Genomic DNA, 12209 nt, shown 5'->3' with positions numbered 1-12209 from the left:
GGTGCCGCCCAGCTGCGTCCGCTGCTGGGCGCCGCCGCCCCCCATCGTAACGGCTGGGGTCTCAAGGTAGGGCAGAGGTTACCGGGACGTGTTTATCTGTGTGTTGCGTGTGAAGAGGGGTGGGCGTAGCGTCGGTGCACTCCGTGAGCATTGCCGGGACCAAGGTGAGGGGGATCACGACGACCCTGATTGGACTCCGGGCCCGAGCACAAGCTATTGTCAACCTCGCTTCGCGCGAGTGGCGGAATTGGTAGACGCGCACGGTTCAGGTCCGTGTGATCTTACGATCATGGGGGTTCGAGTCCCCCCCCGCGCACGTGGAGGGTCCCGGGTTGAGTAGCCCGGGGCTTTTTCGTTACTCGGCCAGGAATTCGGGCCGCGGATGGCGCCGGCGGCCCACCGGCGTGAGCGCCATCGTCCCCCCGCCCCGTCCCCCCGCCCCGTCCTCGGGGGGAGGCTTCGCACCCGTCCTCAGGGGAGGAGGCATCTGCCGGAATGCGGCGGCGACCGGTCGCCTCTCCGCCCCCGTCCCCAGGGGGATGGGTCCCCACGGCCCGACCGGGCCACCTACCCGGAGGTCTCCGCCTCCGCCCCAGGGGGATGGGTAGTACTCACCATGGAGGGCGATCGCCCGTACCCTGGAAGGGTGCCCGTGCTCAGCTCGCCGGTCCTCGACGTCTTGGCCACCGCCCCCGTCCTGACCGTCTTCCTCGTCATTGGACTGGGGACCGCCGTCGGCCAGATCCCCCTGGGCCCTATCCGCTTCGGCGCCGCCGGAACCCTCTTCGTGGGGCTGGCCCTCGGCGCCCTCGACCCGCGCCTGGGCGCCGACCTCAGCTTCCTGCGCAGCCTGGGGCTCGCCCTGTTCTGCTACACGGTCGGCATTGGCGCCGGCAACACCTTCTTCCGCTCCCTGCGCCGCCAGCTGCCCCTTATGAGCCTGTGCGTGGCGGCCCTGGTGGTCTCCGGCGTCGCCGGCGCCGGTTACTCCCACCTGGTTGGCGTCACCGCGGCCATGGACGCCGGCGCCTACGCCGGGTCCCTGACCTCACCAGTGCTCGACTCGGCCATTGAAGCCGCCGGCTCCCAGGAGCCGGCCATTGGCTACGCCCTGGCCTACCCGGTGGGAGTGGCCGTCGCCATTGTCGTCGTCGCCCTGGTCATCCACCGCCCCTGGCCCGCGCGACGCGACCCGCGCCCCGCCAGCGCCGATGGCATTACCGCCACCAGCGTCGAGTTGCTGCGCAACGTCAAACTCGACCAGATGGAGGCCTTCCAGCGTGCCCGCATTCGCATCTCCTACCTGGAGCGCGGGGAGCGGACCCGCGTCGTCCACCCCGGCGAAGAACTCCTCAAGGGGGACAAGGTCGTTGTCGTCGGGGCGCCCCGGGCTGTTGACGAGGCGGTCGCCGAACTCGGCAGCGGCCTGGACCGCTGCCTGGCCAAGGATCGCACCGCCGTGGACTACCGGCGCCTGACCGTCTCCTCCACTCGGGTGGCCGGGCGCACCGTCGCCGAGGTGGACATGCCCGGTCGCTTCCAGGGCGTCATTACCCGCGTGCGTAGAGGCGACCTCGACCTGCTCGCCCACGAGGACCTGGTTCTGGAGCTCGGCGACCGCGTCCTGGCCGTCGTGCCCAGCGAGGAACTGGAGCGGGCCGCCGACTACTTCGGGGACTCCGAGCGCTCCATCGCCCAGATCGACGCCTTCTCCGTGGGCCTGGGCATGGCGCTGGGCACGCTGGCCGGACTCGTGGCCATCCCCCTGCCCGGGGGCATCACTCTTAAGCTCGGGGTCGCTGCTGGACCATTGGTGGTGGGCATGGTGCTGGGGAGAGTCGGGCGCACCGGCCCCTTCGTGTGGGGGCTGCCCCATGCCGCCAACGCCACCATCCGCCAGCTCGGCCTGCTGTTCTTCCTGGCCGCCATTGGGCTGGCCTCCGGGCCCGGTTTCGCTGCCGCCGCCTTCTCCCTGACCGGGGTGAAGGTGGGGGTGCTTGCGGCGCTCATTGTGGTGGTCAACGCCGTCGTCCTCCTGGCGGGGGCGCGCTGGGCCGGGGTCTCCGCGCCGCGCGCCGCCGGGGGCCTGGCCGGGCTCGTCGGACAGCCCGCCATCCTCGCCTTCGCCCTGTCCAAGCGCGACGACGAACGCGTCGAGGCCGGGTACGCCACCCTTTTCGCCCTGGCCATTGTCGTCAAAATCGTCATGGTCCAGGTGCTCGTGGCGCTGTAGGGCCCAGTGCCGGCCCTGTCATGCTGCCGGCATCTCGGCATCTCGGCATCTCGGCGTCGTCGATATTGTCGACATTGTCGACATTGTCGACATTGTCGATCGCCGTCGGCCGCTCCGACCGGTCAGGCCAGGAGGCCCCTCCACCAGGCGGCGAAAGTGGGACAGCGCTGGAGAACCGCATCCAGCCCGGCCGCGGCGACCAGCATGGGGCCGGTGGCGGTCCTCATGTAGTACGGGTCCGCCTGCTCCAGGCGCCTCAACGGGCCCGTACCCCGGTCCCCATTGACCCGCTCGGGCCCACCCGCCTCCTTAACGGCGCGCCGCAGGGCGGTGAGCCCGTCGGCCGGGAGCAGGCCCTCACCCTGTCCGGCGGCAATGGCCGCCAGGACCAGGGCTTCGATCTCATGGAGAACCACGAGCGGGTAGAAGCGGGGGTCGGGGTAGGTGTTGCGCAGCGCCGTCGTCAGCATCCGCTGGCGGTGCTCGCTCTCGCCCCGGGCATCCCACCCGGGAGCGTCCTGCGGGTACCGGTCGTAGTCGAGGAGAAGGCCGACCCGGTGCCAGTGGCTCCCGCGCAACAGCTGGCGGATCCTGGTGTCGTGGCGCTCCCAGCCATTGGAGCGGCGGGCCCCCACGGCAGTGGCGGAGGTGGTGATGAGCGTCGGGGTCAGGAAAACGCCCTGCGCCTGCGCCGCGGGGACCAGCAGCCCACTGACCAGGGCCTCCTCCGCCTGCCCCTCAACAAGCACGACAACCTGTCTCATACTCATAAGACGGCCCCCTCATGCGCCGGGCGTCCGCCCAGAAGGTTCATCTCCCACAGGGTGCCGGTGGAGCAGTCCTCCACAAAGGCCTTGAGCACCTTCGCATCGGGACGACTCACGGCAGTAGCGCCGTCGACCCGGTCCAGGACCAGGACCTCGTCGAGCTCGTAGTGGGACAGAAGCGGGGCGGACTGGGTGGCCATAATGACCCTGTGGCCATTCCTGCCAACAGCATGGGTCATCTCTGCGAGCAGGCCAATGGCGGTGGGGTGGAGCCCGAGCTCGGGCTCATCGAGGACCACGGTGGCCGGCAGGTTCGGGCCCAGCAGCAGCGCGGCCAGGCAGATGAAACGCAGGGTGCCATCACTGGTTTCATGGGCCATGAGGATGCGCTCCGCACCGCGTTGCCGCCACCACAGCCGGACCTGCTCCGAGGCGCCGGGGGCCAATACGAAGTCGTCGAAGAAGGGGGCCGCCTGTCGGATCGCCGCGACAATGCGCTGATAGTGCTCGGGGTGCTCCTGACGAACCTTGAGCAGGTAGGCGGCAATGTTCTCCGCGTTCGCGCGCAGGGCCGTGTCATCGCCCACCGTCGACCACCCCTGGGCGGCGGAGGTGTTGTGGAAGTGGAAGACACGGCAGCCCTCCAGAAGAGGGCGCAGGTGGACGGCAAGGTCGTGGAGCCGGCCGGAGGCCTCCGACTGGGTCAGAAGGTGGATGGGGCTGTGAGGGCCCTCGTAGAGGACTTCACTGTGAATGGAGTCCCGGCTGCGCCCGGTCTGGATCAGATGCCGCTCCTGGAGCCACGCCGGCTCGGAGTCGCCCGGGGGGCTGGGGCGCAGACGGGCGCTGTAGCCGCTGCGATTGCCCTCGGCGTCGGGCTCGAGCATGAGTTCAATGAGGATGCGGTCGGCAGTTCCTGCCCTGTCCGCGAATAGGAGCCTGTCTACTCCGTCGCATTCACGTAGGTAGTCCTGAAAGGAGTCGTCCCAGATGCGCGCGACGAGCTCCAGGGCGCTCATGAGGCTCGACTTCCCCGAGCCGTTGGCCCCAATGAGCACCGTGACATCGGTGGTCAACTCCAACTCCATGCGGCGGATCGACCTGAGGCCCTCTACAACGAGGCGTCCGAGTCTGGCGGTCATAGCTCGAGCCTAGCGAACAGGGGCCGATGGTGTATCGGGTCCGGGGCCGGTGAGGGGGCCGGTCGGTCCCCAGCTCCAGCGGCGACGCCGTCGGCAGGGGCCAGTGAGGGGACCATACCGGCCCATACCGGCCGGGCCGATGGCTCATACCGGCGGGGCCGGTGAGGGCCCGCCGGGCGCTTCAGTCCAGCAGGGCCAGGACCACTGCGGCGCTGCGGGCGGCGGCCTCCCCGGCACCAATATGGAAGTCCTGGCCCGCCTCCGGGCCGCACAGATCCGAGATCCCGCGCACCGAGACGAAGGGGACGTCGGCGTCGGCCGCAACCTGCGCCAGTGCCGTCGACTCCATGTCCGTGCTCACTGCCCCGGGGAATGCCCCGCGCACGTCGGCGACATTGGCGGCCGTCACAAAGGAGTTGCCCGCCAGCATCTGCCCGAGGTGGAGGCGGGCGGTCCCGGAGGAGGGCGTCGCCGCGCGCAGTGAGGACTCGCCCGCCTGGGACAGCCGCGCCACAAGAGTGGCGTCGGCGGCGAAGACCTCGGGTTGGCCCGGTACCTGCCCGCGCGCATAGCCGAAGGCCGTGGCGTCGGCGTCGGCGAAGGCCAGCGTGGTGGAGGCGCACACGTCGCCCACCGCGACACTCCCCCCCAGGCCCCCGGCGGTGCCCGCGGAGATGATGGCGTCTGGACGGACCCGGGTGAGGGTCGTGGCCAGGGCGGAGGCCGCGGCCACAAGACCAATGCCGCTGCGCACCACGACCAACTCGCGGGTGCCGTCGCCCGCCGGCAGGGACAGGTGGAAGGCCTCGGCCCGGCCGGGCAGTGACAGTGGGGCGGTGCCGGTGCGCTCGGGCAGAATGCCGAGGAACGGGCGGGCCTCCTCGGGCATTGCCACGACCACGACGGCGGCGACCCGGTGCTGGGGGCGATCGGTGGGGCTCACGCTCCGAGCCTACGGCTATGCCGGCTTTCTCCGCCCAGCCTCCCACCCGTGCTCCGCCCAGCCTCCCACCCGTGCTCCGCCCAGCCTCCCACTCGCGCCTTTCCGCGCCCCCGGGTCTCACCCGGCGATGACTTCGCCGCGCTTGCGCTGGTAGAGCAAATAGGAGCCCAGCCGGGTGCGCCACGACTGGCGGAACTCCCTGGGCCAGCGGCGCGCCACGTAGACGACGGCGTCGTCAACCTCCAGGCGGCGCGTGGAGTTGCCCACCCGCACCCACATCTCGGGGCTGGACCCCTTGGTGCCGCGCAGGTACACCGGCTGCGGGGAGGCGGGCACCGTCACCCGGCACACCTGTCCCGCGCCGTCGTCGGCGGCCGCGAAGTCGAGGCGCGGCAGGGCGGCCGCGTTGGTGCCCAGGCGGTTGCGCCACAGGTCTCGTAAGAAGAGCTCATAGCGGTCGGCGTCCGGCTTGCGCAGCGTGCCGTAGTCCGGTTCCAGGCCAATGAGCCGACCCTCATCGTCGACCCCCAGCAGCAGCGTTCCGCCGCGGGAGTTGAGGAAGGCGCACACAGTCTTGGCGACCACCAGCTCCATCGCCTCGTCCTTGGCGCCGGTGCGCATATTGACGCGGGCCGAGGACTTGAACTCCAACTCATCGGACTCCCCTTGCCGGGCCACGTCCCTAATGGCGGGCAGCGGCGGCTCATGCTGGAGCCGGGTGACCACGAAGGCGGTGAGCACGACCGTCAGAGCGGAGACGATCACGGCCGTGGCCAGCAGGCGGGGTGCCCACAGGGCGCTCTCCTGGTACAGCCAGGTGCCCGCCGCCATGCCCGTCCATAGGCTGATGAGCGCCGTGAGAGTCGCCGCCGAGGTCGACAGGCGCGCGTGCCAGCGCTGCATGACTCTCCGCGCCAGCTGGCCGGTGAGATAGGCCACCAGGAGCATTCCGGGCTGGAGCAGCACCGTGAGCAGCAGATCGGGGCTCTCAGGCGCGATTGCGGGAGGCGCGGCGGCCGCAAAGAGGCAGGAGTCGGAGGCGGTGGCGGTGAGCATGGCAGGAGCCTAACGGCGGGCTCAGGCCATCACCTGAGTCCACTCTGAGCGCCGGGCCAGGAACGCGGCCACCGCCTCCTGCGCCGCCTTCAGCGAGTGATTGGCGCCCCAACCGCACTGCACCTCATTGGCGGCCGGGACCCCGCCGGCGGCCAGGATGTCCCGGCAGGTCGTCTCCAGCAGCGTCAGGAACTCCTCGAGCTCCAGGCCCAAAGTCAGCGCGTAGAAGCCCGTCTGGCAGCCCATGGGGCTGAAGTCGATGAGCCTGTCGGTGTGATTGCGCATGAGCTCGGCGCTGAGGTGCTCGATCGAGTGCACCGCCGCCATCTCCAGGTGCTCCTGGTTGGGCTGGCAGAAGCGCACATCGTACTTAATGAGTTCATCGCCCCCCGGCAGACGTCGACGGTCTGCGACTCGAACGAAGGGTGCGGCCACGGTGCGGTGGTCCAGGTTGAAGGACTCGACGTTCATGCGGGGGTGCGCGCCGTGCTCACTCATGACTCCAGGTTAGCGGCAGCATCCTCCTGCTCATCCAACTCAACAAAATCCTCACAGGACAACGTCCATGTGTGTTGTCCTGTGAGGATTTTGTTGGGGAGGTTGGGGGGAGGGTGTGTGGGGGTGCAGGCGCTCCCAGGCGAAGGTGTGGACGAGGGCGCTCATCCACGCCCGCTGCGCGTTCGTCGAGGCCCGCCCGTGCCCGCCCTCGGAGTTCTCGAAGTACGTGACGTCCTGACCCATGGTGAGCATGCGGTGGGCCATTGTCCGCGCGTGCGCCGGGTGGACGCGGTCGTCGCGCGTGGAAGTGATGATGAGCGTCGGCGGGTAGACGACGCCCCGTCGCAGGAGGTGGAAGGGCGAGAACTCCTTAATCCACTCCCACTGGTCGGGGTCGTCCGGGTCTCCGTACTCCGCCTCCCACGAGGCGCCCGCGGGCAGGTGCGTGTAACGGCGCATGTCCAGCAGCGGCACCTCGCACACCACCGCCCCGACGAGCTCCGGGTACCGCGTGAGCATGGTCCCCACGAGCAGCCCGCCGTTGGAGCCGCCGTGGACCGCCAGGCCCGAGGGCGTCGTCACACCGCGCTCGACGAGCGAGCGGGCGACGGCGGCGAAGTCCTCGTGGACGCGGTGCCGATTCCTCTTGACGGCGGCGCGGTGCCAAGCGGGCCCGTACTCCCCGCCGCCGCGCAGGTTCGCCACGACGTAGGCGCCGCCCTCCTCGAGCCACGCCGCGCCGGTCGACGGCAGGTAGCCGATGCCGAGCGGCACCTCGAAGCCGCCGTAGCCGTAGAGCATGGTTCGCACCGGTGAGCCATCCGGGGATGGGCGCCCCACCTGGAAGTAGGGCACGCGGGTGCCGTCGTCCGAGACAGCGACGTGCTGGCTCACGATGACGCCGGTGGCGTCGAAGTGCTCGGGCGCGCGGCGCAGGACCTCGACGCGTCCGAGCGCGCCGGCGCCATCCAGATCCCCGACCGCCAGGGTGGCCGGCGTCGTGAAGGACGAGGCCGTGAGCCACAGGCGGTCGCCCTCGAGGGCGGAGACCGCGCCCGCGCCGACGGCGAGCAGGGGCCTGCCCGGGCGCAGCAGAGTCGGGTCCGCATCGCCGTCGGCCGGCCCCGCCTGCACCTGCGGTCCGACAGCGGCCGCGAGCGGGGCCAGGTCGAGCGGCTCCACGCGCCAGGCCCCGCCGGGCGAGGCCGGCTCGGTGGCGACCTCGATGGTGTCGACGACGTCGTCGAGCAGGGACAGGACGATGTGGTGCTCGGTGGCTGACCAGCCCTGCAGCGCCCGCTCGCGGGTGGGGGAGAAGAGGACGGCGAGGTCCCTCGAGCCGGCGAGGAAGGCCTTGAGCGGGGCGGCGAGGAGGGAGCCCGCCGGGTAGGTGCGCCCGCCCGTCTCCCAGTCCTCGCGCGGCTCGATGAGGAGGTGGCCGCGCACCGCCAGCGCGCTCGCGCTCGCGGGCACGTCGACATGGATGGCGCCGGGTGCGACCAGAAGGCCGTCGCCCGCGCCGGCGGCCGCGGAGACGGGCAGAGTCGCGGCGTCGTCGGGCAGGAGCCAGAGTTCCTCGGTGTAGAAGTCCGGGCTCGTCGACAGCCATGTGCGCCCCCAGCGGTCGCGGCGGGCCCAGGCGGCGACGGCGTCGGCGGGTGCGACGAGGAGCAGCTCACCGGGGCCGCCCGCCGGGTCGGCCCCGCCGGCGCGCTCTCCGCGGATGAGCCGGCGCACCTGGCGCGGGTAGCCAGAGGCGGTGAGGGAGCCCGGGCCCCAGTCGGCGAGGGCGAGGACTCGCTCGCCGTTGTCGTCGGCCCAGGACAGGGAGCCCTTGGATGCCTCGCGGGTGAAGCCGCCCTCGGTGGGGTCGATGAAGGCGTGCGCGTCGAGGTCGTACTCGCGGGTGATGTCGGAGTCGCTGCCGCCGTCGGACAGGTCGACGAGGGCGCGGCGGCCGGCGAGCGGGCCGGTGCGCAGGAGGGAGGCGCCGTGCCACACCCAGCGCCTCCCCTCCGCCTCGCCGAGGGCGTCGACATCGAGGAGGAGATCCCAGTCGGTGGCGCCCGCCGCCACGCCCTCGGGGCCGGGGGCGCCGGCGCGGTACGACTCCCAGGTGGTGCGTCGCCACAGCCCGCGCGGGTGCTCGGCGTCCGTCCACACGTTGTAAAGAAGGCCGAGCGCCTCGCTGACGCCGGGGATGCGGTCGGGGGCGTCCAGGATGGTCTCGAGGCGGCCGCGCCGGCGTTGGAAGCCCTCGTTGTCCTCGTAGGCCCCGCGCGTGGCGGTATTGCGCTCGGCGACCCAGGCGAGGGCCCGCCCGCCCTCGACCTCGTCGAGCCAGGCGGGAACCTCCGGCAGTTCCAGGCCGGAGCGGTCGGCGCCGGGGCGCGGCGACATCAATGGGGCGGGGCGCGGCGCAAAGGACTGGCTCATGGCGCCATTGGACCACCCTCCGCCTCGGGCGTCACAGCGACTCCTGGGCCAGCTAGGCCAGCTAGACCAACGAAATCCTCACAGCACAACGTCCTTGGATGGTGTGCTGTGAGGATTTCGTTGGAGGGGGTGCGGAGGGCGGGGTGTGGACGGAGGGAGGAGGAGGTGCAGGGGGCGGGGTGAGCACTTGGCCCGGTCGCGCCGCCGAGGAACACTGGGGGCATGCCTCGACGTACCGCTGTGACCGCCGATGTCCGCCGCCGCAACGCCTCCCTCGTCTTCGCCGAGCTCATGGCGCAGAGCACCTGCTCGCGCAAGGACCTGCGTGAGGCCACTGGGCTGGTCAGCGGCACGGTCACCACCATTGTTGCCGAGCTGGTTGAGCGTGGCCTGGCCCAGGAGACCGGTGAGCGGGTCTCCACAGGTGGACGCCCGCAGCGCCTTCTGGAAGCGGTGCCGGGCCGAGTGTTGGCGGCGCTGGTCATTATCGACCCCGAGATGATCGAGGTGCGCACGGTCGACGTTGACGGACGGGTTCTGTGGCATGACGCCCTGCCCCACGACGGCCGGCGAGGCGACGCGGACTCTCTTGTCCATGCCGTGGCCACCGCTGTGGAGCGCGCCCGCAGGGAGGCCCTCAAGCGCGCCGGCGCCTGGTATCTCGGCGCCGCCATTGGCGTCCCCGGCCTGGTGGTCAACGGGGAGGATCTTCTCATCACCCTGGAGATGCCTATTCGCGACCTCCCGCTGCTGGCGCGCGTGCGCGACTCACTGCCAGAGCCTCAGCAGCTCATGCTCCTCAATACCGGCCGTACCGCCGCCCTCGCCGAGTGGGCGAGCATTCCCGCCGACCAGCGCCCCCACCTCATGGCCTATGTGGGCATTATGGAGCACGGGGTCAGCGGCGGACTCGTGCTCGACGGCGACCTCGTGGGCGGTGAGCATGGGCTCGCCGGCGAGGCCGGCCACATTGTGGTGGAGTCCGACGGCATCCTGTGCGACTGCGGCGCCCGCGGCTGCCTGTCCACGGTGCTCTCCTTGACAAACCTGTGCCAGGCCGCAGGCGTCCCGGCCCCGGCCGGTCCGGAGTCGTGCACGGCACTGCTCACCGGGCTCTTGAAGGACGGGGACCCGGCGGCCCTCGCCGCCCTTGAGCGCGGTGCCCGCGGCCTGGCGGCGGCCGTGGGCACCTTGTCCAATCTGACCGATGTGGGCACGGTGGTGGTGGGAGGGCAGATGGGGGGCTTGTGGCCGTGGTTGGAGCCCGCCGTCACTGAGCTCATTGACTCGCGCCACCGCGTCAACCCTGTGTTCAACCCGGTAGTGCGTCTCAGCGGCCTGGGCGCCGACGGCGTGGCCACGGGGCTCGCCCACGCCCTGCGGCAGAAGCTTGTGACCGACCCGCTACGGGTCCCAGCGCTGAACCCCTAGGCCAGCTAGACCAGCCGGGCCAGCTAGACCAACGAAATCCTCACGGCACAACGTCCCGGGACGTTGTGCCGTGAGGATTTCGTCGGAGGGAGGGAAGGTGCGGAGGGAGGGAAGACGGGAGGGGCGGCGAGACCGCTCTCCTCAGATAAATCAATAGTTGATAAAAGAGAGTTGAGGTTCCTACCGTGGTGCATGTCGACACCGGGGTCACGTCATCGATGACGCGGCCGCGAGCCACCAGCCGGCTTCACGACCAAGCACATGCCGAGAGGCCACCACTATGCCCACAGCCACCTCCGTCACCTCCAACACCGTGCGCTATCGCGTCAGTCCCCATGCGCCGATCTTCAAGATCTCGCTGCTGTCCATTGCCCTCATGCTCTCCGACGTCGGCGCCGTCTCACCGGTCCTGCCCGACCTCGCCGCCCACTACCCCGACCAGGACCAGGCCTCCATCCAGGGATTCATCTCCTTCCCCGCCATTGCCGCCCTGGCCGCGACCATTACCGCCGGGGCCCTGGCCACCAGGGTCGGCAAGCGCCGCCTGGTCCTGACCGGGATCAGCCTCATCGTCGTCGGCGGCCTGGCCCCGATCTTCCTCATCCCCATCACCTCATACCCGGTGGTCCTCGGGGTTCGCCTCCTGGCCGGCTTCGGCATGGGCCTCCTCCAACCGTTGGCCTCCTCCCTCGTCGCCGACTTCTACGAAGGCCAGGAGCGCCGCACCCTGCTGGGGTGGCAGTCCTCCATGGTCGGCGCCGGCGGCATTATGTGGTCGCTGGTCGTCTCAGGACTCATGACCTTCGGGTGGATGCAGGCCTTCCTGGTCTACCTCCTGGGACTGATCATGCTGGGCCTGGTGTGGCGCTACATCCCCGAACCGCGCCGAGCCGGCGCGCCGAAGAATGCCGCGCCCCAGGACGCGGCGCCGGAGGCGGCCCCCGCCCCCCGCACGCGTCTGCCCCGCGGCACCATTGGGGCCGTCGCCCTCATGTTCCTCATGACCCTCGGCTTCCAGGCCATGACCATCTCCAGCCCCTTCCTGGCCTCCGAGCGCTCCCTGGCCGACGGCAGCCAGGTCTCCCTGGTCATGACCGTCTTCGGCATCTCCTCAGTGGTGGCGGGCGTTCTGTTCTCCACCACCTACCGGCTCCTCGGCTCCTGGACGGGGACGGCCAGCCTCGCCGTCCTGGCCGCCGGGCTGTGCCTGGGGGTCGCCTCGGTGACCCTGCCCATGCTCTTCGCCACCGCCGTGCTCATCGGCCTGGGCTTCGGCACCTACATGCCGTTCGCCATTAACGCCCTCAACGCCCGCGCCAACGAGTCCAACTCGGCGGCCGCCACCGCGCTGCTCTTCTCCGGCGCCGCCGTCGCCGGGTTCAGCGCTCCGTACTACTTCAAGATCGCCGGCGGCCTCGTGGGCTCGACGACGGCGGCCACCCAGTTCGCCATAAGCGCCGCCACCATCGTCGTGACCCTGGTCCTAGCCACCATCTACTACCAGATAGATGCACGCTGGGCCCGTGAGCAGGACGACCAGCACTGAGACGACGTGCGGGCGCGGCCACCGCCCTGGTGGTGGCCGCGCCGGACCGGCCATCACAGGCCCGACCGCGCCGAACCCACCACCCCGGTGGCCGGGCCTCCGCGCCCCCAGGAGCGAACGCCTCGTTCCATGCACCGACCCCAACCACCCGCACCAC

At 70.8% G+C, this 12209-nt stretch carries 9 protein-coding genes and 1 tRNA gene; 4 read left to right on the top strand and 6 right to left on the bottom strand.

The features are described from left to right. The first annotated feature begins 232 nt into the window (after positions 1 to 232). Both EUC46_RS06030 and EUC46_RS06025 read left to right on the top strand, forming a co-directional pair. Positions 233 to 316 (top strand) — tRNA-Leu (locus EUC46_RS06030). 330 nt (positions 317 to 646) lie between these two features. After that, the gene (locus tag EUC46_RS06025; RefSeq protein ID WP_241655429.1) at positions 647 to 2233 is read left to right on the top strand and encodes an aspartate:alanine exchanger family transporter; all 1587 of its coding nucleotides are present in this window, start codon (positions 647 to 649) and stop codon (positions 2231 to 2233) included. 122 nt (positions 2234 to 2355) lie between these two features. Here EUC46_RS06025 and EUC46_RS06020 read toward each other — a convergent pair whose 3' ends face one another. From EUC46_RS06020 to EUC46_RS05995, 6 genes are all read right to left on the bottom strand, one after another. After that, complete coding sequence (locus EUC46_RS06020) at positions 2356 to 3003, bottom strand: DUF4276 family protein (protein WP_241655428.1); 648 nt, start codon at positions 3001 to 3003, stop codon at positions 2356 to 2358. Next, entirely contained in the window at positions 3000 to 4142 is a 1143-nt protein-coding gene (locus EUC46_RS06015; RefSeq protein ID WP_128773283.1) for an AAA family ATPase, read from the bottom strand. Before EUC46_RS06015 ends, EUC46_RS06020 begins: the two co-directional genes overlap by 4 nt. Before the next feature lie 181 nt (positions 4143 to 4323). Further along, positions 4324 to 5085 (bottom strand): 5'-methylthioadenosine/S-adenosylhomocysteine nucleosidase, encoded by a 762-nt coding sequence (gene mtnN, locus EUC46_RS06010; protein ID WP_277750481.1) that lies wholly within the window; start codon positions 5083 to 5085, stop codon positions 4324 to 4326. A gap of 117 nt (positions 5086 to 5202) precedes the next feature. Beyond that, complete coding sequence (locus EUC46_RS06005) at positions 5203 to 6141, bottom strand: AlbA family DNA-binding domain-containing protein (protein WP_128773282.1); 939 nt, start codon at positions 6139 to 6141, stop codon at positions 5203 to 5205. 21 nt (positions 6142 to 6162) lie between these two features. After that, positions 6163 to 6639, bottom strand: a complete 477-nt coding sequence (locus EUC46_RS06000) for an S-ribosylhomocysteine lyase (protein ID WP_421701385.1) — start codon at positions 6637 to 6639, stop codon at positions 6163 to 6165. Positions 6640 to 6690: 51 nt separating this feature from the next. Further along, positions 6691 to 9075: a prolyl oligopeptidase family serine peptidase gene (locus EUC46_RS05995; RefSeq protein WP_241655427.1), complete on the bottom strand. Its 2385-nt coding sequence runs from the start codon at positions 9073 to 9075 to the stop codon at positions 6691 to 6693. 222 nt (positions 9076 to 9297) lie between these two features. Between EUC46_RS05995 and EUC46_RS05990 the strand changes: the two genes are divergently transcribed. Continuing rightward, positions 9298 to 10506, top strand: a complete 1209-nt coding sequence (locus EUC46_RS05990; protein WP_128773281.1) for an ROK family protein — start codon at positions 9298 to 9300, stop codon at positions 10504 to 10506. Positions 10507 to 10786: 280 nt separating this feature from the next. Continuing rightward, the gene (locus EUC46_RS05985; RefSeq protein ID WP_128773280.1) at positions 10787 to 12052 is read left to right on the top strand and encodes an MFS transporter; all 1266 of its coding nucleotides are present in this window, start codon (positions 10787 to 10789) and stop codon (positions 12050 to 12052) included. Positions 12053 to 12209 lie beyond the last annotated feature (157 nt).

Origin of the sequence: Actinomyces oricola (genome assembly GCF_004104015.1) — a bacterium.
GTDB classification, from domain to species: Bacteria; Actinomycetota; Actinomycetes; order Actinomycetales; family Actinomycetaceae; genus Actinomyces; species Actinomyces oricola.
This window is presented reverse-complemented; position numbering and strand designations above follow the sequence as displayed.